The sequence below is a fragment of the Mesorhizobium sp. L2C066B000 genome (assembly GCF_000502335.1).
Classification (GTDB): domain Bacteria; phylum Pseudomonadota; class Alphaproteobacteria; order Rhizobiales; family Rhizobiaceae; genus Mesorhizobium.
In genome coordinates this window covers 74,751-96,408 of sequence record NZ_AYWZ01000006.1, presented here as the reverse complement: position 1 = coordinate 96,408, position 21,658 = coordinate 74,751, and the positions used below count along the sequence as shown (strand labels likewise).

Genomic DNA, 21,658 nt, shown 5'->3' with positions numbered 1-21,658 from the left:
AGCGCAAAGCAGGACAAAGGCCTTTCGATTGGCAAGCGGATTTTTCATCACCTTCGAAGGCGGCGAGGGCGCCGGCAAGTCGACGCAGATCGAACGGCTGGCCCAGAAGATGCGCGCCAAGAAATACGATGTCCTCCTCACCCGCGAACCCGGGGGGTCACCCGGCGCCGAGGCGGTCAGGCACGTGCTCCTGTCCGGCGCCGCCGAGCCTTTCGGGCCGAAGATGGAGGCGCTGCTGTTTGCCGCCGCACGCTCCGACCATGTCGAGCAGGTCATCCGGCCGGCGGTGGAGCGCGGCTCCATCGTGCTTTGCGACCGTTTCCTGGATTCGTCGCGCGTCTATCAGGGCGTCACCGGCGGCCTCGATCCGGCTTTCATGGAAGCTCTGGAGGAGGTCGCGGTCAACGGCATGATGCCGGACATGACGCTGATCCTTGACATTGACCCCGCCGAGGGCTTGCGGCGCGCCGCCGCGCGGCGTGGCGCCGAGGACGGTCCGGACCGCTTCGAAAAGGAGACGCTGGACATCCACCAGCGCCGCCGTGACGCCTTCCTGGCGATCGCAGCCGCCGAGCCGGACCGCTGCATCGTGATCGACGCGTCGGCGCCTCCCGCTGCGGTGGAGGATGTCATCACCGCGGTGGTGTTCGCCGCACTTGAGGCGAGGGCGCCCGCGCGCAACCGACAGGCGGCGCCCGCATGATCTTCGAACGCATCGCTCCCGAGCAGCACGACACACTGGACGGTGTACCGGAGCCGTCCGAGACGCTGCGCCTGGTCGGCCATGAGCAGGCGGCCGCGATGCTCGCTGCCGCCTATCGCTCGGGAAAACTGCCGCATGCGTTGATCTTTGCCGGGCCGGTCGGCATCGGCAAGGCGACGCTTGCCTTTCACCTGGCGCACCATCTGTTGAAGCATCCGGCCTTCGACCAGGCGCCGGATGTGTTTGCCGTTCCCGATCCGGCCTCACCGCTGTTTCGCCAGATCGCCACCGGGGCGCATCCCGGCGTGCTGCACCTGACCCGGCCGCTGAACGACAAGACCAAGAGTTTCAAGACCGTCGTCACCGTCGACGAGATCCGCAAGGTCAACCGCTTCCTGTCGCTGACCTCGCATGACGGCAGCTACCGGGTGGTGATCGTCGATCCGGCCGACGACATGAACACCAACGCCGCCAATGCCTTGCTGAAGAACCTCGAGGAGCCGCCGAGCCGCACGCTGTTCATCCTCATCGTGCATGCGCCGGGCAGCCTTTTGCCGACCATCCGTTCGCGCTGCCAGATGGTGCGGCTGACGCCGCTCGATGCCGGCAGCCTGATGAGTGTTCTGGAGACCGTCGAGCCGCCGCCACCTTCCGATCCTGCCGCGCGCGCGGCACTGGCGGAACGGGCAGGGGGCAGCGCCCGCAATGCGATCCTTCTGACCCAATATGGCGGGCTGGAGATTGCCGGCACGCTCGACGCCCTGGTCACGTCGGGCAAGAGCGACATCGCCGGAGCCTATCGGCTTGCCGATGCCGTCGCCGGCCGCAACCAGGCGATCCAGTTCGACATCTTCAACCGCCGCGCGCTCGATCTGCTCTCCACTGGCGCCAGTGAAGCCGCGCTGGCCGGGGATCTCGCGCGGGCGAAAACGCTGTCCGACACTTGGCACGAGGCGCTGAACGCCATATCTGAGACCGATACCTACAATCTTGACAAGAAGCAGCACGCCTTGACCATGATCGACCGCCTGAATTCCGCAATGCGAATGTGACCGGTTTCGGCATTGGGTCGGGATGGCAATCGCCGTCTCGATGCGATATCCACCGCTCACACTCAATTCGGACATTCATGACGGTTCATTCATGTCACGCGACACATTCTACATCACGACACCGATTTTCTATCCGAACGGCAAGCCGCATATCGGCCACGCCTATACGGTCATTGCGACCGACGCGCTGGCCCGCTTCAAGCGCCTGGACGGCAAGGACGTGCTCTTCCTCACCGGCACTGACGAACACGGCCTCAAGATGCAGCAGACGGCCGAGAAGGAAGGCATAACGCCACTCGCGCTTGCCGACCGCAACTCGGCGATCTTCCGTTCGATGACAGAGGTCCTGGGCGGCTCGAATGATGATTACATCCGCACGACGGAACCACGCCACTACGAGTCGTGCCAGGCGATCTGGAAGGCGATGGCGGCCAATGGCGACATCTATCTCGACCGCTACAGTGGCTGGTATTCGGTCCGCCAGGAAGCCTATTTCGAAGAGAGCGAAACCACGCTCGGCGACGACGGCGTGCGCCGCGAGCCGCTTGGCTCGCCGGTCGAATGGAATGAGGAGGAAAGCTACTTCTTCAGGCTTTCCGCCTATCAGGACAAATTGCTTGCGCTGTACGAAAGCCAGCCCGATTTCGTCGGTCCGGCCGAGCGCCGAAATGAGGTGATGAGCTTCGTCAGGTCCGGCCTCAAGGACATCTCGGTCTCGCGCACGACCTTCAATTGGGGCGTGCCGGTGCCCGGCGACGACAAGCATGTGATGTATGTCTGGGTCGATGCCTTGACCAACTACATCACCGCTGCCGGCTATCCCGACACCAAGGCCGAGCAATGGCGCTACTGGCCGGCCACGCACATTATCGGCAAGGACATCGTCCGCTTCCATGCCGTCTACTGGCCGGCTTTCCTGATGTCGGCCGGCATCGAACTGCCGAAGCGCGTCTTCGCGCATGGCTTCCTGTTCAACCGCGGCGAGAAAATGTCGAAGTCGGTCGGCAATGTCGTAGACCCCTTCACCATGGTCGAGCATTACGGCCTCGACCAGGTGCGCTATTTCTTCTTGCGTGAGGTGCCATTCGGCCAGGACGGCAGCTACAGCCATGACGCGATCGTCAACCGCACAAATGCCGATCTCGCCAACGGTCTCGGCAATCTGGCGCAGCGCTCGCTGTCGATGATCGCCAAGAACTGCGGCGGCGTGGTGCCGCATCGCGGCGAGCTGACCGAAGCCGACAGCGCGATCCTCGACCAGGCGGTGGAAGCGCTGGGTACCGCGCGCCAGGCGATGGCGGAACAGGGCATCCATCTCGCGTTGGCGGCGATCTTCGGCGTTGTGGCGGAAGCGGATCGCTACTTCGCCTCGCAGGCGCCCTGGGCGCTGAAGAAGACCGATCCGGCGCGCATGGAAACAGTGCTGTGGACGACCGCCGAACTGGTGCGGCGCGTGGCATTGCTGTGCCAGCCCTACATTCCGGGGTCGGCCGGCAAGCTGCTGGACCTGCTGGCGGTGCCGGCGGACAAGCGTGACTTCGCGCATGTCCATGCCGACTATGCGCTGGTGCCCGGCACGGCGCTGCCCGCGCCGGAGGGCGTGTTTCCGCGTTATGTCGAAAACCCTGAGGCGAGCGCCTGATGCTCGTCGACAGCCATTGCCATCTCGACTTTCCGGATTTCACCGAGGAGCGGGCGGCCATCGTCGCCCGCGCAAAGGCTGCCGGTATAGGTCACATGGTGACCATCTCGACACGCGTGAAGCGGTTTGCGCAAGTGCTTGAGATTGCCGAGAGTTTCGACGAAATCTATTGCTCGGTCGGCACCCATCCTCACAATGCCGGCGAAGAACTGGATGTGACGGCTGAGGACCTTGTGCGCCTGTCCGCGCACCCGAAGGTGGTGGCGATCGGCGAGGCCGGGCTCGACTATTTTTACGACAAGGCGCCACGCGATGCGCAGGCGCAGGGCTTTCGCACTCACATAGCGGCCGCGCGCGAGACCGGCTTGCCGCTGGTGATCCATTCGCGCGATGCCGATGACGACATGGCTGCCATCCTCGAAGACGAAACAGGGAAGGGCGCCTTCCCCTTCATCCTGCATTGTTTTTCGTCGGGGCGACGGCTGGCAGAGGTCGGCGTGGCGCTTGGTGGCTATGTGTCCTTCTCGGGCATACTGACCTTCAAGAACTCCGCCGATTTACGCGCCATCGCAGCCGATGTGCCGCATGACCGGCTGCTGGTCGAGACCGACGCACCGTATCTGGCGCCGGTGCCGTTCCGCGGCAAACGCAACGAGCCGGCCTATATCGCGCATACAGCCAAGGTGCTGGCGGAGACGGTCGGCGTTGGCGAAGCCGAGATCGCGACGCTGACGACGGAGAACTTCTTCCGGCTGTTCGGCAAGATGCCGCGGCCCGCCGGGCTCTGACGCATGAGCGACCGGCTGCGCCTCACCATCCTCGGCTGCGGCTCGTCACCTGGCACGCCGCGTATCACCGGCGATTGGGGCAATTGCGACCCGGCCAATCCGAAAAACCGGCGTACACGCTCAGCCGCGCTCGTCGAGCGGATAGCAGCCAACGGCGCCAGAACCACGGTCGTCATCGACACCGGGCCTGATTTCCGTGAGCAGATGCTGATGGCGGCGGTCCGGCGCATCGACGCCGTCGTCTATACGCATCCGCACGCCGACCACATCCACGGCATCGACGATCTGCGCGGCTACGTGCTGGAGCAGCGCCATTTGATCGATGTCCATGCCGACCAGCCGACCATGCTCAGGCTGCGCGAAGCGTTCGGCTATTGCTTCGAGACGCCGCTTGGCAGTTCCTATCCGCCGATCGTCAGGCCGCACATCATCGATCACGCAAGCGCGGTGACGATCGAAGGCGAGGGCGGTGCCCTCACCCTCGAGCCGCTGCCGCAGATCCATGGCGACATCATTTCGCTCGGCTTCCGCATCGGCGGGCTGGCCTACTGCCCCGATATAAGCGACTTCCCGGATACCACCGCCGAGCGGCTGCGCGGCCTGGAAATGCTGGTCATCGATGCCTTGCAGTACCATACCCATCCCAGTCATCTGTCGCTCGGTCAGGCGCTTGGCTGGATTGAAAAACTGGCGCCGAAACAGGCCGTGCTGACGCATATGCATGTGCCGCTCGACTATGCCACGGTGAAGGCCGAGGTGCCGGCCAACGTCACTCCGGCCTATGACGGCATGGTGATCGAAATTCCTTTATGAGCAAGCATGATACGAGCAGATCTTTATAAGGACGTTCGGTTCTTCGGCGCGAAGATCAGCAGCGTTCCAATCCGCTCATAGCCCATGCGGGGATAAAGCAGCGCTCCGGCACGCGTCGCCAACAGCATCGAGCACCGCGACCCATGCGCTTTGTCGTCATGCAGCATTTTGGCCATCAGCGCCTGGCCGATGCCTCGACGCCGCTGCGAAGGCTCGACAAACATTGCCGAGCACCATGTGGCGCCGACGGCGTCTATGCTGCGCACACGCCCGACGATGGCGTCGCCATCGAGCGCCACATACTGGCGAAACGGCGCATCGTCGCCGAGTTGATCGTCTGGAAGTGGCCGCCTGCGTATGACCTTTCCCAGTTGTGCAGCGCGTTCAGCCGTCCTCACGCGTTCGATAGAGACGATTGCTGGCGGGTCTGGAATTTGGCGCAGCGACTGGACGAAAAAGCCTTCCGTCCGCAGCAGCCGGTAGCCGAGCGCCTTGTAGGCAGTTCGCGTCGGTTCGTCCGGGCCGTCATTCGCGATCACGACCGAAACGGCAAAGCTTGGCCGCGCATGCTGCCGCACGATGGCATCGGCTTCCTCGGCGGCGACGTCATGGACGATCCATTCTTCGCCACGGTAGTCGCGTGCATTCTTGCGCTCGGCATCGCGCATCAGCCACAAGGGTCCGACGCGGCTGGCCTCGTAGGGAAAGGAACGGCTCTTATCGGTACTGAAGCCGTGCACGAACACTTCGATCGCCGCTTCGATGTCACGCTTTGCTGTCGTCATCGACACAGCGTAGCGTTGGCCTTTCGGCTCAAGGCAACACGCGTCGATCATGCCAAACCCGTGAAAATCGCAGCAATTTCCAGCTTCAGTCTAATGCACAAGTTCCATAATCTATCTTATGCGACTTTCATATGTGGCTGCTGCTTCCATTAGGGGCGTGCCAATATACGCCCTGCTGACTGAGATGCAGGCCGGCGGCTCTGATCGCTTGGCGGGAGGAACGTTGACGAAGCAGTGGCGAAATGAGTTGGCGTGGTCTTCATTTCTCAAGGGATGGCGCCTTTCGCAAAGGCCTCGACTTCCTGCTCGACGGGCTGGCACCAGGATAACGAACAGGAGCGTCATCCCGAAAAGCTTTCCAGGAGGCCGCTGAAGGCTGCTGCGATTGCAACAAGATGGAAGACGCCAAGGGCCAGCCATCTGGAGCCGCCGGCGCCCGCAACAAATGCCCCATAGGCAGGAAACTGCAGCGCAGCCAATCCGATGGAAAGGCCGGTGATCGTTGTGTTGGTCAACAGCGTTGCCAGCATGGGGACCGGATAGAGAAGTCGCGCCAGCCCATAGTCGCCATGCCCGGCTCCGGCCGAATAGAGCGTCAGGAAAAAGGCGACGGGCGTGATGCCGAGGCCGACAAGGAACCCTGCCCGCGAGGAGAATCTTGGCGACGTCATCTGGCCATGGCCATGGCAGCGGACGGGTCGCGGTCGTCAGGCGCGAGCTTGGACGAAGCGACAAGCAGCTTCTCCTGATCCGCCCGCGACTTCGGCTCGATCGCGATTTGCAGCAGAGGCCAGGGCGCGGCAGACTCTCCATCATGACGCCATGGTTGCAGATTGATCGGATGGCCGCAACGGAGGGGTCTACGCCCGGCCGGCCGCCCGGCCCGTCCCTTTCGCTTCCTGACTGTGGACGCGCGCCAGAAAATCGCGCACCAGGGGAAGCGCCTCATCGAAATGGGTTTCGAGCAGCCAGTGGCCGGCGCCGCCGATGAGATGAAGTTCTGCTTCCGGCAAATCGCGGTGGTAGGCATGCGCCGATTGTGCCGGCATGTAACCATCCTCGGGGCCCCAGACGATGAGCGTCTGCGGTTGGTGCTCGCGCAGATAGCTCTGATAGCGCGGGAACCAGCCGAGGTTCGCCTCCAGCTTCTCCATCAGGCCGACCGCGAGCCGCCGGCGGATCGGCGTGCCCATCAAAGGCCAGTGGAGTTTCCAAAGATCGGGAGGCACGCGCTCGGCTACAGCGTCATCCACCTCTCCGACAAACTCGTGCCGGAACCCCTCCTCGCTCACCGCCTCTTCCAACGGCCGGTGCTTTTCGGGCGTCTTTTCCTTCCAATAGGCTTTTATCCCAGCGTATTTCGGCCCGAGAACATCCTGGTATATATCGCCGTTCTGGATGATGAGTGCCGCGATGCGCTCGGGATGTGCGATGGCGTGGCGCAGTCCGATCTGTGAGCCATAATCGTGCAGCCAGAGAGCATAGCGCGACATGCCGAGCGCATCGGCGAAAGCTGTCAGAAACCCGGCATAGGCATCGAAATCATAGCCAAAAACCGACATTTCGGGCGTGGCGCTGTAGCCAAAGCCGGGAAAGTCCGGCGCGAATGTATGCCAGCGATCGGCAAGTGCCGGCATCAACCTTCGGAATTGATAGGACGAGCACGGATAGCCGTGCGGCAGCAGGAGGACGGGAGCATCAGGCGGGCCGTCTTCGCGATAGAAGATGCTGTTTCCGTCAACGTCGATCCGGCGATGTTGCAATTCTACCTCCTTGCTCAAAGCTTGCCCGCCACTTTGTTTACGGCGCTCCGGCAAGAAGGTTCCCTTGAAGTCAGGGCCTGACGGCTTCCGGCTCTCCATTGCCCGACAGGATCCGCAGCGTTCCGCGCGTGGCGTTGCGGAACGCATCGTCGAAACTGACGCCACGTACCTGCCAGCGATACTCCTTATCCTTGAAGCTGAGCCGCCAGTCGCCGACCCAGCCCAGCGCTTCCTGGCGCCATACCAAAGTGCCGGCAAGCAGGGCGTCCCCATCCAGCGTGTTGGCCACGTCGGCTAGCGCGACGTCGGACGGCCGAGGCAACTCCAGCGGCAAACCGGTCCGGTGCGCCGCGTCCGCCAGCGCAACGCGCATATCCGCCGCAAGCTCGCCGCCGCCATCGCGCACCAGCGTGAAGCCGTCGCCTTTCATCGGCCTTACATCCAGCAGTGCGACGATTTTTGGCCGCGGCACCGCCCACGGTTTGCGCCCGAGCGACGCCAGCAAGGCATCGATCTTGTCCGGGTCGAAATCGGCGGTGATGTAATGCGGCCGGTCGTGGGTGCCCTGCTCGTCATGCGGCGGGCGGTTGTTGAGCAGGTCGCGGTAGCCGACACCAGTGACATAGTCGGCCGCGTGCCGGCTCATGTCCGCAACACGCGGGTCGCCGATCAGCCGCGGGTCGCCGGAAACCTTGACCAGCACCTCTTCAAGGCACGGCGCCAGGCCCCACGCCCGGTTCTCCTCGCCAGTGCCGCTGGTCACCGATTGCGCGCGGTAGAGGCTGGCGCGGTCGATGTCGGCGGCAGCGACCGGAACGACAATCAGCACAGCCAGCGCCGCTGCCACAAAGCCCAATTTCAAGCATCCAGGCACCCGCCGACCCTCCCGAAACGGTCCGGAACATCCGTTGGAGCCATACTCCTGATCATCAGGGAATTTCAAGGTACCGCCCATCAAGGCGTATCGCCGACGATGCGCCGGTGTACGCCGTCCAGGCTCTCGGTAAGCGCCTCGAACCCGTTTTGCGCCGTCAGTTCGCGAAGAACCTGTTCGTTGATGCCGCCGCGCGTCGCATAGTCCTGCGCCAGATTCATGAAGTCGGCATCCGGCGACATATCAGGAGCGCTTCCCAAGGCTTTGAAAAGCGAGGCGATGTAATCGCGCCCCTTCCCTTCCTCCACGCCATTCCTCTTGAGCCAGCTGTTAATCGTATCGAGATATCTAAAGTAGCTGGCATAGGTTGCGGTGGCCACGCTCAACGCGTTGAATTCGGCTGAGTTCTCGACCTCGATCGCTTTCCCCAGATTGCCGAACAAGGCAGCGACAGTGGCATCCGGCGGGCAGATGATCGTTGCCCCCAGCCGGTGGGCAATCATCGGCATGGGCAGCGCTTTCGTCACCTGGTGCGCTGGTGCGGTCAAGCCGGCAATCTCCTCGCGCGGCAGCGTGGCGATCAAGCTGATGAGGTGATGCTCGCGCCGAAACCGCAAACCCGGCAGGACGTCATGCGCAATTTGCGGCCGGACAGCCAGCATGACTAGGTCGCATTGATCGAGAACCGCCTGATTGTCATCAGCGATACGCACATCCGGATAAGGGGCTGCCAGCTCTGCGGCGATCTCTTCATTGCGCGGCGACAGCAGCACGGAGACGGAGTTATCCGCGACGGATTTGAGCCCGCTGACAATGGCCGCTGTAAGGGCACCCGTGCCGATGAAGCCAAGTTTCATCGCGCCTGTCTCTGGTTCATCGGTCACAGCGGCGCATGGTCGAGCCGTACCTGATAGCTCAGCACGCGCTTTTCACCGGGCGCGATCAGCATCACGCCCGGCTTGTCCGCGAACTCGCCTTCGAAATCCACGGGGCTGGCAAGCCCGTGCCAGGGTTCAATGCACAGGAACGGAGCGCCGCCCGGCTTCGACCAGATGCCCAGTTCCTTAAAACCCTGCCACGACATCTCGATCGCCGCACCGTTCGCGGCGGCATAGCGCACGCTGGTGCTGGCCGGCCGGTCGAGGATCACGGCGTCTGCCTCGAACAGCTGTTCGGAAAGCGCCAGCGTTTTGCCTTCGATGGGCGTCGGCCGCGGTGCAGCCAGCACCAGGCCATCCTTCAGCCGGCGGATCGGCGCCGGCTCGTCCTGGGCAAAGGTCAGGTGGTAGTCGGTCTTGGCGAGCCCCGGCTGCAATGGCCAATTGAAAGCCGGATGTGCACCGATGGAGGCTGGCAGCGTCTCGTCGCCGGTGTTGGCAATCTCGAAGCTCACACCAAGTTCCCGACGCTCGAGCGTATAGGTGATGGCAAGGCGAAAGGCGAACGGATAGCGCGTGCGTGTATCGGCATCGTCGGTCAACACCAGCGTGCAGGATCGGGGGCTCGCGTCAGCCCACACAAATGGCTTGTCGCGCGCAAATCCGTGCTGCGTCAGGGGATAGACCTGGCCCCGATGGCGAAGCTGGTCGCCCTTCAGCCGGCCGACGATCGGAAACAGCACCGGCGAATGCCGCCGCCATTCCGGCCCGGCCTGCCACAAAAACTCCAGACCCTCGGCATTGCGCAAGGAGACGAGCTCGGCCCCCTGCCCGACAATGGTCGCCGAAATGCCGTCGCCGTGAAGCGTCACTTGTTCCATGCGTTCTCGCGGAAAGCTGCGTGCGAGCGGCAGGTTAGCAAAAGCCCGCATGGACTCAAGGGCGCAGCGACATCGCGCTGATAGAGGAGCGATGTCTCGACGGCAAAAACGACAGTGGCCGGAGAAGATTCTCCTCCGGCCACTGCGAGATCGAGATTGTTGCCCTGCTACGGTTCGACTATTCGCGCTCGCCGGTGAAAGTCAGCAACAGCTGGAAGATGTTGACGAAGTTCAGGTACAGCGACAGCGCGCCGAAGACGGCGAGCTTCTGCTGCGATTCCGCATCGAAATTCTCCGCATACTGTTCCTTGATCGTCTGCGTGTCCCAGGCGGTCAGGCCGACAAAGACGGCAATGCCGATCACCGAGATGGCGAACTGCAGCGCGGTCGAGCCAAGGAAGATGTTGACGACGCTGGCGATCACCACACCGATCAGGCCCATGATCAGGAAGGACGAGAACTGGGTCAGGTCGCGCTTGGTCGTGTAGCCGTAGAGGCTGGTGGCGCCGAACATCGTGGCGGTGATGAAGAAGGTGCGCGCGATGCTGGTGCCGGTGAAGACCAGGAACACCGAAGCCAGCGACAGGCCCATCACCGCGCAGAAGGCCCAGAACATCAACTGGGCGCTCGCCGCCGACATCGTCTGCATCTTGAACGAGAACAGCAGCACGAAGGCGAGCGGCGCCAGCATCACCACCCATTTCAGCGGGCTGGAAAAGATCGGCACGTAGAGGGCCGGCGTCGAAGCGACCACCATGGCGACGATGCCAGTGACGACGAGGCCGATGCCCATATAGTTATAGACACGCAGCATGTGGCTGCGCAGGCCCTCGTCATAGACGGCGCCGGCGCGCGCGCCAGTGCCCATGCGGTATCCGAGGTCAGGGGTATTCATGCGGGTTCTCCTTATGTGGTCTCAGTAAAGTGTCCTGATCAGTAAAGTGTCTTGGCAAGCGTCTCGGCGGCGCGGTCGAGGTCGTGGACATCGCTGCGCGCGACGACCGCGTACGCGACCTCGCCGATCTGGAAATAGGCCGAGGAGATATCGCCCGAGGGCGCGATGGCAGGCTTGACCACGTCGAAGGTTCCGGGCCGGATCGCAAACAGCGAGACCAGCCCCATATCCTTCGTCTCCAGCGCCACTTCGACGCTCGGCCCGAAGCGCGACGGATAGATCTGCACGTCGCGAACCTTCCACTCCTTGGGCAGCGATGGCATGACGATTGCGGTGGCGGCGCGGATTTCGTCGCCATTGTAGTTGGGCGCCTCCAACTGCGAGGGCATCGCCTCGCGCATGAGCGTCGTCTTGTGCGCCCGGATCGCTTCTTCGACATAGGCGGGCGGCGGCGGCGAAGCCACAACCTTGCTCACCAGCAGCGGCCCGAAGAGGCCGTTCGCCAGCCAGCCGGCAGCAACAAAGATGGCGACCGCCGCCGCCCGCTGCAGCACGGCGAAGACGCGGCGACTGGCCAGCCCCCTGCCCAGCCGGCGCGCGACTTCAGTCGTCGCCGGCCGCGCCATGCCTGTGGAAGCAGCCAGCGCCAGGCGCAGTTCGTCGCGCGTCCTCAAGTCGGACATCACCCGCGCCGCAGCCTCCGGACGAGCCGACAGGAACGCCTCGACCTCGATGCGGCGCGCGACATCCAGCTGGTCGTCGACATAGGCGTCGAGATCGGTATCGGTCACCGGGTCCCGCAACAGGTCGGTCATGACGGGTCTCCCACGATCCTCAGATGGCTTTTGGCCGGCGAAGGTGCAGCGTTTTCCATCTCGCGCAGTGCTGCGCGCGCCCTGCCGATGCGCGACATCAGCGTGCCCAGCGGCACCTCGCTGGCGTCGGCGGCCTGCTGGTAGGAAAGGCCCTCGATGGCGACCAGATGCAGCGCCGAACGCTGCTGCTCCGGCAGACTGAAAAAGGCCTCGCGCACCTGCGCCAGTCGCACGGAATGTTCCTGAGGCGCCGGGGTGCTGGCATCGGTGAGATAGCCGGCCTGCTCGACACGCGCTGCTTCCGACCGGCGCGAGCGCATCTTGTCGATGAAAGCGTTGTGGACGATCGACAGCAACCATGCCCGCAGATTGCCGCCCGAGCGGAATGTGTCGCGCCGCTCGTAGGCGCGCACCAGCGCATCGTGCACCAGATCCTCGGCGTCAGTGCCGTCGCGCGTCAGCGAGCGTGCGTAGCGCCTGAGCGAACCCAGCTGTCCGACAATATCGAAGCGTGGCATCGACCGTTTCATGCCCCGTTTACGAAACAGGCGGGGATCTTAATCCATCGCCACCAAAACTTTTTTGCGTCGCCACAATAGGCATCATGCAATCAGAAGTCCGCTGCGCACTTACCCATCTCCCGTGCGGCAGATGTTTGCTTTATGGATGAAGTCTAGCCTTATCCGTCTGTCCCAGGAGCAAAAGATGGCCAATGGTAGTCGTGTAACGGGTTTTGCAGCGTTGCCGGTCGTCGGCAGGGTGTTCATCATCTTTGGCATTGTCGGACTGATCGCTTCCGGCGTGCTGGCCATCGTCGAGATGTACGGCCCTCGTACCGCTTCGGCGACAGGCAGGATTGTCGCCGCCGAATACAATCCCCGCATCGAGTTCTCGACCGCCGATGGCACCGTCATCCGCTTCAACAATGCCGTCCACAGCTCGTTCTGGGGTGATGGCGACAGCGTCCCTGTCGCTTACGACCCAACCAATCCGCAAAATGCCTCCGTCGACAGCTTCGCCGGACGCTGGTTCCTTGCCGGGCTGGCCGGCATGCTCGGCGGTTTCTCCCTGCTGACCGGCATCGGTCTCGCCGTGATTGGACGGGTGCTTATCCGGCGGATTGGAATGAACCCGTCGCCATAGCCGCCGACCCCTGCCGTACAGACAAAGCTTGGCGTAACGGTCCAGTAAGCTAGCGGACTGGCGCAGATGGAAGCACTGGCGAAACGCGGCCGCTTTGCGTATTACTCCGCCGCCATTGGAGCCGTATTGATGTTCGAGACCCTACAACCTGCCCCGGCTGACAAGATCATCGCCTTGATCGGCCTCTATCGCGCCGATCCGCGCCCCGGCAAGATCGATCTCGGCGTCGGCGTCTACAAGGACCGCGACGGCAGGACGCCGGTCATGCGCGCCCTGCGCGAGGCCGAGAAGAGGTTGCTGCAGGGCCAGGACACCAAGACCTATCTCGGCCTTGCCGGCGACACCGGCTTCAACACGGCGATGGTCAAGCTGGCCTTCGGCCCCGCCGCCGACATGACGCGCATCCGCGCCGCGCAAGCGCCGGGCGGTTCGGGCGCGCTGCGGCTGGTGGCGGAGCTGTTGAAGCGGACCCGCCCCGACGCAACCGTCTGGCTGTCGGACCCGACATGGCCGAACCACCCGCCGGTGATGCGCGGGGCCGGCCTCAAGGTGCGCGATTATCCCTATTTCGATGCCGCTTCCGGCGCGGTGCGCTTCGACGACATGCTGGCAACGCTTGGCGCAGCCGGGCCCGGCGATATCGTGCTGCTGCATGGCTGCTGCCATAACCCGACCGGCGCCAATCTCGATATCGCGCAATGGGCCAGCGTCGCCGATCTTGTCGTCGAGCGCGGGCTGTTGCCCTTTGTCGACATTGCCTATCAGGGCTTTGGCGAAGGCCTCGACGCCGATGCCGCCGGCTTGCGCCTTCTCGCGGCCAAGGTGCCTGAAATGGTCGTTGCCTCGAGCTGCTCGAAGAACTTTGCCGTCTACCGCGACCGCGTCGGCGCGGCGATGATCCTGGCGAAGGATAGCGCGCAAGCCGATGTCGCGATGAGCCAGATGCTGGCGGCGGCGCGCGCCATGTATTCGATGCCGCCGGACCACGGCGCCGCCGCCGTGCGCATGGTGCTGGAAGATGATGGCCTTCGCGCCGACTGGGAGGCGGAGCTGGAGGAGATGCGGCTGCGCATGCTGAGGCTGCGGGTCCAGTTCGCCGACGCGCTGCGCCGGCAGTCCAACTCCGACCGCTTCGACTTCATCGCCAGCCATCGCGGCATGTTTTCCAGGCTTGGCCTGACCGAGGCGCAAGTCGAGCGGCTGCGTGCCGAGTATGGCGTCTACATGGTCGGCGACAGCCGCATCAACGTCGCCGGCCTGCCCGAGGACGGCATGGATGACCTCGCCAAGGCGGTTGTGTCGGTACTCGGCTGATACGGCTGAGCTGTGGACAAGGTCAGGCCGCCAGCTGACAGCGTTGGCCGCACGACAGGCAGCGGGATAGCATTCGCCGCATGAAACCTTCGCGCGACATTTCCCGGCTGATCGAGATCATGGCGGCGCTCAGGGCGCCGAAGACCGGCTGTCCCTGGGACATCGAGCAGGATTTCTCGACCATCGCGCCCTATACGATCGAGGAAGCCTATGAGGTGGCGGACGCCATTGCGCGCGGCGATCTCGACGATCTGCGCGACGAACTCGGCGATCTCCTGCTGCAGGTCGTCTACCACGCGCAGATGGCTGAGGAAGCCGGCGATTTTGCCTTCGGTGATGTGGTCGAGGCCATCACCACCAAGATGATCCGGCGCCATCCGCATGTCTTCGGCGACGAGAAGGCGCGCAGCGCCGGCATGGCAAAGGGCATGTGGGAAAAGATCAAGGCTGAGGAAAAAGCCGAAAAGCGAAGTGCGCGCCTCGCCCGCGGCCTCGACCCCGAAGACCATGGCAAGGGTTTCCTGGACAGCGTGCCCGTCGCCCTGCCCGCTTTGACTCGTGCGCTGAAGCTGCAGGAAAAGGCAGCGCGTGTCGGTTTCGACTGGAGCGAGGCAGCACCCATCCTCGACAAGATCGAGGAAGAGATCGGCGAGCTGCGCGAGGCACTGGCTAAGGGCGAAACGGCTGAGATCAAGGACGAATTCGGCGACATGCTGTTTGCCGTCGTCAATCTGGGGCGTCACCTCAAGCTCGATTCGGAAGCGGCGCTTAGCGGCACCAACGAAAAGTTCCGCTCGCGCTTCCACTATGTCGAGCGCGCGATCGATGCATCGGGAAGCACGCTCGAAAAAGCCACGCTGGACGAGATGGAAGTGCTCTGGCAGCAGGCCAAGGGCGTGAAATAATCAGGCTTACTGCCTGTTTTTGCGGTGCAATCGGCTTTCGATCTCTTGCCGGGCGGTGTGCGTGGCCTTGAGTGCGATGGTCGCGCTGCCATCCTCATTGTCTACCCGCGAAACGACGTCGCCATTGCGGTATAGCCAGTCGACAAGGCCGAACTGCGGCGGTTCGATCGTCACCGTCAATTCCTCGAGTTCGCCCGACATCCTGGTCTCGATCAGCGCCTTCAGCGCATCGATGCCTTCGCCGGTGACCGCCGAGATGGCGATCGGCGGCGCCTTGTTGGCGTCAGTGCCGTCGGCGAGCAGGCGCTCCCGGTTGCCGTCGTCGAGAAGGTCGACCTTGTTCCACACCTCGATGACCCGGTTCGCATCGCCAGCGTCGACACCGAGATCGGCAAGGATGCGCTCGACGTCCTCGGCCTGGGCGGCCGTATCCGGATCTGAGATATCACGCAAATGGATGACCAGATCGGCCTCGACGACCTCTTCCAGCGTGGCGCGGAAGGCGGCGACCAGATGCGTCGGCAGGTCCGAAATGAAGCCGACTGTGTCCGACAGGATGATCGGCGTGCCGTGCGGCAGGCGCACGCGGCGCAGCGTCGGGTCGAGCGTTGCAAACAGCATGTCTTCGGCCAGCACGTCGGCCCCGGTCAGCCGGTTGAACAGCGTCGACTTTCCGGCATTGGTGTAGCCGACAATCGCCACCACCGGGAACGGCACCTTCTTGCGCTTGGCGCGGTGCAGGTCGCGGGTGCGGCGCACCGTTTCCAGCTCATGCTTGAGCTTGATGATTTTTTCCTGCAGCTGCCGCCGGTCCGACTCGATCTGGGTTTCGCCGGGGCCGCCGAGGAAGCCGGCTCCGCCGCGCTGGCGTTCAAGGTGGGTCCAGCTCCGCACCAGGCGGCCCTTCTGGTAGTTGAGATGGGCAAGTTCGACCTGCAGCGTGCCCTCCTTGGTCCGCGCGCGCTCGCCAAAAATCTCCAGGATCAATCCGGTGCGGTCGAGCACCTTGGCATTCATTTCTTTTTCGAGATTGCGCTGCTGCACCGGCGTCAGCGGATGGTCGACGATGACCACCTCCGCGTGACCCTCTTTGACGATCTCGGCGAATTCCGCGACCTTGCCGCTGCCGAGCAAGGTTGCCGGGCGTGGATCGTTGACGGTGACCACCGCCGTGTGGATCAGATCCAGGTTGATGGCGCGGGCAAGGCCGACCGCTTCGTCGTGGCGCGCATCCGCCGAACGCGTCAGCCGTGGACGGTTCGTTTCGTCATCGTTGCGCTGATGCCGGGTAAGCACCGGCACAATGACAACCGCCCGGGTCGGACCTGTGGCTTCCGTCCCGGAATTATGTGCTGGTTTCCCGCGGACGCCGCGGTCCGCGTCTTTTTCACGTGCCAATCAGGCGCCCTGGCTTTCCTCGCCATCGAACATCTGAACCGGCTGGCTCGGCATGATCGTGGAAATGGCATGCTTGTAGACGAGCTGGGAGTGGCCGTCACGGCGCAGCAGAACACAAAAATTGTCGAAGGAAGTGACCACGCCGGTCAGCTTGACGCCGTTGATGAGAAAGATGGTGAGTGGATTTTTGCTCTTGCGAACAGAATTCAGGAACAGGTCCTGAAGGTTTTGCGATCGTTCCGCCATTGTTCTTGTCTTTCGCCGATCCCCTTCGGTTTGCAGGCTAATGCGCCAAATTAGCGGGCACATGTCAAGCTTGCAAACACCCCCTTGCCGTCAGTAACGACAAGCAGAACGAGATATATTGATGTGCAGTCCGTCTGTGCGGTTATCAGGCTGGACTTTTTTCCGCAACGTCAAAAAAGGCTTGCCGCAATGAAAGTGTTATCGAACCGGGGTGCCCATTGGCGACCGCGGCACCGTCGATTGCCACGACCGGCATGGCGATTGTCGTTGCCGAACTGATGAAAGCTTCTCGCGCAGCCTTGGCTTCAGTGACTGAAAAACCGCGCTCCTCGATCGTCAACCCGAGCTTTGCCGCCACTTCGAACATGGTCGTGCGGGTGATGCCGCGCAGGATGCCATGCTCCGCCGGCCGGGTGACCAGAACGCCGTCCCTTGTAACGATCCAGGCGTTAGACGAGCCGCCCTCCTTGACGTTGCCATCGGTGTCGACGAACCAGGCTTCCTGGGCGCCGGCCTCCTTGGCTTTCTGCTTGGCCAGCACGTTGGGCAGCAGGCCGGTGCTCTTGATGTCGACCCGGTCCCAACGGTTTTCCGGCACGGTGATGACCTTGATGCCCGCCTCGGCTCGCTTGGCGGCCGCCGCCGGGTCGGCCTTTCTGGCCGTAATCACCAGCGATGACGGTGTATCGGCCGGGAAAACGAAGTCGCGGCTGGCAACACCGCGCGTAACCTGGACATAGACCAGGCCGTTGACGACGTGGTTGCGCCGGACGATTTCGCGCAGAAGAAGCGGCAGCACGCCCTTGGTGACCGGCCAGTCGATCGACAATTCGCTAAGCGAGCGGTTCAGCCGGGCAAGATGGCGCGGCATGTCGACGACAAAGCCCTGCGCCACCTCGCAGACCTCGTAGACGCCGTCGGCGAATTGATAGCCGCGATCCTCGATATGCACGGCAGCGTCGGCATGGGCGACATAGCGCCCGTTCACATAGGCAATGCGCGGCATGGGTGATCCCTCAGAAAAGTCCCGGTTTTTCTATGCGATTCCGCCGCTGCCGTAACCGGCAATTGAATGGGCCACAGCCCGCTGGACCAACAACAACGGGGGTCAGACCCCCAGCGACTTCAGTTTCCGGTGCAGCGCCGAGCGCTCCATGCCAATGAATTCGGCCGTCTTTGAGATGTTGCCGCCGAAACGGTTGATCTGGGCGATCAGATAGTCCTTCTCGAACTGTTCGCGCGCCTCGCGCAGCGGCAGCGCCATGATGTGCTGGTCGGACTGGTTCGGCGTGCGCGGCATGACATCGCCGATCTCCGACGGCAACAGGTCGGCGGTGATCGGCGCATCGATATCGTCGCCACGCGCCAGGATCATCAGCCGTTCGACATTGTTGCGCAGCTGGCGGACATTGCCCGGCCAGTTGTGCGCCTGCAGCACGGCAAGCGCATCGTCGCCGATGCGGCGCGGCTTGATGCCGGCCTGGCGAGCGATCTGCTTCATGAAATTGTCGACGAGATAGGGAATGTCCTCTCGCCGCTCGGCCAGGCCCGGCACCATGACCGGAACCACCGCCAGGCGGTGATAGAGGTCTTCGCGAAAACGGCCGTCGGCGATCATCGCCTCCAGGTTCTGCGAGGTCGAGGAGATGATGCGGACGTCGACCTTGACCCGCTTCGTGCCGCCGACCCGCTCGAACTGCTGTTCGACCAGCACGCGCAAAATCTTGTTCTGCGTCTCGCGCGGCATGTCGGCCACTTCGTCGATGTAGAGAATGCCGCGGTGCGCCTCTTCAAGCGCGCCGACCTTGCGCTCGGTGCCGTTCGATTCGGTGCCGAACAGCTCGATCTCCATGCGCTCGGGCGTGATGTTGGCCGCGCTCAGCGTCACGAACGGCGCGCCCTTGCGCGTCGACAGCGTGTGGATGGCGCGCGCGGCGAGCTCCTTGCCCGAGCCGGACGGACCGATGATCATGACGCGGCTGTTGGTCGGCGCCACGCGCTCGATGGTCTGGCGCAGCTGGCTCATCGCCGACGACATGCCGATCAGGTCGAAGGTTTCGCCGCTGCGCTGCTTGAGGTCGGACACCTCGCGCCGCAATTTCGAGGTTTCGAGCGCCCGCTCGGCGATCAGGATCAGCCTGTCGGCCTTGAACGGCTTCTCGATGAAATCATAGGCGCCGCGGCGGATGGCCGACACCGCTGTCTCGATATTGCCGTGGCCGGAGATCATCACCACCGGCAGGCTCGGATGCATCGTCTTGATCTCGTCGAGCAGCGCCAGCCCGTCCAAGCGCGAGCCCTGCAACCAGATGTCGAGGAAAATCAGCCGCGGCGCCCGGTCGGCGATTGCCGCGAGCGCGCTGTCGGCATCGAATGCCGTGCGGGTTTCATGCCCTTCGTCGCTCAATATGCCCGCGACGAGTTCACGGATGTCTTCCTCGTCATCGACGATGAGAATATCAGACGCCATTGCCGACCTTTTCAGTTTCTCGTTCGTGTTCCGTTTCGCCTTGACCGCGTGGCGGCGCGGTTGCGGCAGCTGGCGGCAGGATGATCGAGATCATCGCGCCGCGTCCACCGTGGAAATCCGCGGGCGCATCGTGCAATTCGAGCCGCCCGCCATGGTCCTCCACGATCTTCTTGACGATGGCGAGACCGAGCCCGGTGCCCTTCTCGCGCGTCGTCATGTAGGGCTCGAGCAGCCTTTGGCGGTTCTCGCGCGGCAAGCCTTTGCCATTGTCGATGACGTCGATTCTGATCGCGCCATTCTGCCAGGCAGCTTGAATGCGGATTATGCCGTGCGAACCGTCCTTTTGTTCCAGCCCGTCAATCGCCTCGGCCGCGTTCTTGATGACGTTGCCGAAAGCCTGCGCCATCAATCGGCTATCGAACGTGCCCTTGAGCGGTTCGTTGCCGAACACGCGTTCGAAAGCAATGTCGGCGCGGCTGACTTCGACCAGGAACGACGCCTCGCGCAGCGATTCACGCAGATCGATGGCTTTCATCTCGGGCTTGGGCATGCGGGCGAAAGCCGAGAACTCGTCGACCATGCGGCCGATATCCTCGACCTGCCGGATGATCGTGTCGGTGCACTGGTCGAAAATCTCGCGGTCCTCGGTGATGACCTTGCCGAAGCGTCGCTTGATGCGCTCGGCCGAGAGCTGGATCGGCGTCAGCGGGTTCTTGATTTCATGTGCGATACGCCGCGCCACATCCGCCCAGGCCGACGAGCGCTGTGCCTGGACCAGATCGGTGATGTCGTCGACCGTCACGACGTAGGATTTCTCCTCCTCGCCGTCGTCGCCGGCCTCGATGGTGATCTGCACGTTGAAGGTACGCTCGGCGCCGGTGCGATAGAAGGTGACCTGCTCGCGATAGACCGGCTTGCCGGATTTGCGGCCGATCTCGAAGACACGGCCGACATGCGGCAGCACGGCGGACAGGTTCTGCCCCAGCGCCGCCGTGGCCGATATGGCCAGCATCGTTTCGGCCGATTTGTTGACGATGGAGACAATGCCGTAGGGATCGACGCCGATGACGCCGGCGGTGACGCCGGCCAGCACCGCTTCCGAGAAACGACGTCGTTCGTCGATCAAATCCTTGGCCGACAGGATCTCGTTGCGCTGCGATTTAAGCTCCAGCAGCATCTTGTTGAACGTATCGCCAAGCGAGGCGACATCACCGTCGGAAGGCCGCACCGGCACGGCGACATCGAGATTGCCGGTGGCAACCTCGTCAGCCGCGCCGATGAGCTGGCGGATGGGCCGCACCAGGCGGTCGGCCACCGCTATGCCGGTCCAGATGGCCGACAGGATGATGATCAGCGTCAGCGACAGATAGGGCAGCGCAAACGCCACCTGCGACGTCCGCCTGTTGTCTTCCAGGCCGCGATATTCGGCGGTGTTGGACTGGACGATCGCCCTCGCCTTGATCACTTCGGGGTCGACGAGGCGATTGGTGTAGAGGTAGAGGCCTTCGATCTCCCGCAGCTTGATGATGGCGCCCATGATGTTGCGCGTCTTCGGCTCGATCAGCACCGGTTTGCCGTCGGCCGCGGCGCTGACCGCGCCCTCCGGCGGTGGCGGCATAGAGAAATCCGCATCGGTCTTCGCGCTCATGACAAAGGAGCCGTCTTCCCTGACCAGCGCCGCATGCACCAGGCTCCTGCCCACGGCTTCCTTGTTCATCAGGTCGAGAAAGCCGGTTCGATCGAGGCCGTAAAGCGTGCGCGACGCATCGAGATCGTAGGCCATCGACAGCGTCGTGCCCTGAAGATTGCGAGCGTTTTCCTGCACATAGGCGTCCGCGATCGACAGCGACGAGTTGACGATTGCCTTGGTGCGGATTTCGAACCAGCGGTCGAGGCCGATATCGAGCGTGATCGAGGCGATGATGGCCACCATGATGGCGGGGATGGCCGCGACCAGCGCAAACATCGTCACGATGCGCACATGCAGCCGCGAAGCCGCCTTGCCGTGCCGGCGCGCCATGGTGATGCGATGCACCTCTCGGCCGACCAGGGCGATCAGCGCCAGCACAAATAAGGCATTGGCCGCAATCAGCGTCAGCGTTGTGTTTGCGTCTGGCGTGATCGGCGTGGCGCCGACAAGAATGGCAAACGAGATTGCCGCCGTAACCAGCGCGCCGGCAATTGCCACAACGCCAGGCAACGCAAGCAGCCGGCGTCCATCCCTCTGGCCGGGTCTGCTGAAAAGCGGTTCGTTTGATGTCAGAGCTTGCGAAGCCATGTCGCCGTCTAAGAG

22 protein-coding genes are annotated in these 21,658 nt (G+C 63.2%); 8 read left to right on the top strand and 14 right to left on the bottom strand.

The features are described from left to right. Positions 1-28 precede the first annotated feature (28 nt). From tmk to X733_RS0134835, 5 genes are all read left to right on the top strand, one after another. Positions 29-703 carry a dTMP kinase gene (gene tmk, locus X733_RS150115; protein ID WP_023748651.1) on the top strand — a complete coding sequence of 225 codons (675 nt, stop codon included), beginning with the start codon at positions 29-31 and terminating at the stop codon, positions 701-703. Next, entirely contained in the window at positions 700-1,755 is a 1,056-nt protein-coding gene (locus X733_RS150120; RefSeq protein WP_023818890.1) for a DNA polymerase III subunit delta', read from the top strand. The genes tmk and X733_RS150120 overlap by 4 nt, the downstream gene beginning before the upstream one ends. Before the next feature lie 91 nt (positions 1,756-1,846). Then, positions 1,847-3,397 (top strand): methionine--tRNA ligase, encoded by a 1,551-nt coding sequence (metG, locus tag X733_RS150125; RefSeq protein WP_023818889.1) that lies wholly within the window; start codon positions 1,847-1,849, stop codon positions 3,395-3,397. After that, complete coding sequence (locus X733_RS150130; protein WP_023818888.1) at positions 3,397-4,185, top strand: TatD family hydrolase; 789 nt, start codon at positions 3,397-3,399, stop codon at positions 4,183-4,185. The genes metG and X733_RS150130 overlap by 1 nt, the downstream gene beginning before the upstream one ends. Positions 4,186-4,188: 3 nt before the next feature. Next, complete coding sequence (locus tag X733_RS0134835) at positions 4,189-4,998, top strand: MBL fold metallo-hydrolase (protein ID WP_031193348.1); 810 nt, start codon at positions 4,189-4,191, stop codon at positions 4,996-4,998. A 23-nt stretch (positions 4,999-5,021) separates the two neighbouring features. Here X733_RS0134835 and X733_RS150135 read toward each other — a convergent pair whose 3' ends face one another. From X733_RS150135 to X733_RS150175, 9 genes are all read right to left on the bottom strand, one after another. Continuing rightward, positions 5,022-5,783 carry a GNAT family N-acetyltransferase gene (locus X733_RS150135; RefSeq protein WP_023818887.1) on the bottom strand — a complete coding sequence of 254 codons (762 nt, stop codon included), beginning with the start codon at positions 5,781-5,783 and terminating at the stop codon, positions 5,022-5,024. A 341-nt stretch (positions 5,784-6,124) separates the two neighbouring features. Next, entirely contained in the window at positions 6,125-6,454 is a 330-nt protein-coding gene (locus X733_RS150140; protein WP_023818886.1) for a hypothetical protein, read from the bottom strand. 189 nt (positions 6,455-6,643) lie between these two features. After that, positions 6,644-7,546, bottom strand: a complete 903-nt coding sequence (locus X733_RS150145) for an alpha/beta hydrolase (RefSeq protein WP_023818885.1) — start codon at positions 7,544-7,546, stop codon at positions 6,644-6,646. Positions 7,547-7,616: 70 nt separating this feature from the next. Next, positions 7,617-8,393 carry a DUF2066 domain-containing protein gene (locus tag X733_RS150150; protein WP_245274439.1) on the bottom strand — a complete coding sequence of 259 codons (777 nt, stop codon included), beginning with the start codon at positions 8,391-8,393 and terminating at the stop codon, positions 7,617-7,619. A gap of 107 nt (positions 8,394-8,500) precedes the next feature. Continuing rightward, positions 8,501-9,277, bottom strand: coding sequence for a pyrroline-5-carboxylate reductase (locus X733_RS150155; RefSeq protein ID WP_023818883.1), 777 nt, complete (start codon positions 9,275-9,277; stop codon positions 8,501-8,503). Between the two features lie 23 nt (positions 9,278-9,300). Continuing rightward, a complete protein-coding gene (locus tag X733_RS150160; protein WP_023818882.1) occupies positions 9,301-10,179 on the bottom strand; it encodes an aldose 1-epimerase family protein in 879 nt (292 codons plus the stop codon). Between the two features lie 178 nt (positions 10,180-10,357). Further along, positions 10,358-11,074 (bottom strand): Bax inhibitor-1/YccA family protein, encoded by a 717-nt coding sequence (locus X733_RS150165; protein ID WP_023818881.1) that lies wholly within the window; start codon positions 11,072-11,074, stop codon positions 10,358-10,360. 38 nt (positions 11,075-11,112) lie between these two features. Beyond that, positions 11,113-11,889, bottom strand: a complete 777-nt coding sequence (locus X733_RS150170; protein WP_023818880.1) for an anti-sigma factor — start codon at positions 11,887-11,889, stop codon at positions 11,113-11,115. Beyond that, positions 11,886-12,407 (bottom strand): sigma-70 family RNA polymerase sigma factor, encoded by a 522-nt coding sequence (locus X733_RS150175; protein WP_196813732.1) that lies wholly within the window; start codon positions 12,405-12,407, stop codon positions 11,886-11,888. Before X733_RS150175 ends, X733_RS150170 begins: the two co-directional genes overlap by 4 nt. A gap of 187 nt (positions 12,408-12,594) precedes the next feature. On the opposite strand from X733_RS150175, the gene X733_RS150180 reads away from it, so the two are divergent. From X733_RS150180 to mazG, 3 genes are all read left to right on the top strand, one after another. Next, a complete protein-coding gene (locus X733_RS150180) occupies positions 12,595-13,032 on the top strand; it encodes a DUF3592 domain-containing protein (RefSeq protein WP_196813731.1) in 438 nt (145 codons plus the stop codon). A 129-nt stretch (positions 13,033-13,161) separates the two neighbouring features. Further along, positions 13,162-14,346, top strand: coding sequence for an amino acid aminotransferase (locus X733_RS150185; RefSeq protein ID WP_023818879.1), 1,185 nt, complete (start codon positions 13,162-13,164; stop codon positions 14,344-14,346). 80 nt (positions 14,347-14,426) lie between these two features. Next, positions 14,427-15,251, top strand: a complete 825-nt coding sequence (gene mazG / locus X733_RS150190) for a nucleoside triphosphate pyrophosphohydrolase (RefSeq protein WP_023688462.1) — start codon at positions 14,427-14,429, stop codon at positions 15,249-15,251. Positions 15,252-15,257: 6 nt separating this feature from the next. Here mazG and hflX read toward each other — a convergent pair whose 3' ends face one another. From hflX to X733_RS150215, 5 genes are all read right to left on the bottom strand, one after another. Then, positions 15,258-16,649: a GTPase HflX gene (gene hflX, locus X733_RS150195; RefSeq protein ID WP_023708495.1), complete on the bottom strand. Its 1,392-nt coding sequence runs from the start codon at positions 16,647-16,649 to the stop codon at positions 15,258-15,260. Continuing rightward, complete coding sequence (hfq, locus tag X733_RS150200; protein ID WP_006202172.1) at positions 16,650-16,895, bottom strand: RNA chaperone Hfq; 246 nt, start codon at positions 16,893-16,895, stop codon at positions 16,650-16,652. A gap of 145 nt (positions 16,896-17,040) precedes the next feature. Beyond that, positions 17,041-17,901, bottom strand: coding sequence for a D-amino-acid transaminase (locus tag X733_RS150205; protein ID WP_023736657.1), 861 nt, complete (start codon positions 17,899-17,901; stop codon positions 17,041-17,043). Positions 17,902-18,003: 102 nt separating this feature from the next. Next, complete coding sequence (locus tag X733_RS150210) at positions 18,004-19,365, bottom strand: sigma-54 dependent transcriptional regulator (RefSeq protein ID WP_023668929.1); 1,362 nt, start codon at positions 19,363-19,365, stop codon at positions 18,004-18,006. Beyond that, the gene (locus X733_RS150215; protein WP_023818878.1) at positions 19,355-21,643 is read right to left on the bottom strand and encodes a PAS domain-containing sensor histidine kinase; all 2,289 of its coding nucleotides are present in this window, start codon (positions 21,641-21,643) and stop codon (positions 19,355-19,357) included. The genes X733_RS150210 and X733_RS150215 overlap by 11 nt, the downstream gene beginning before the upstream one ends. Between the last annotated feature and the right edge of the window lie 15 nt (positions 21,644-21,658).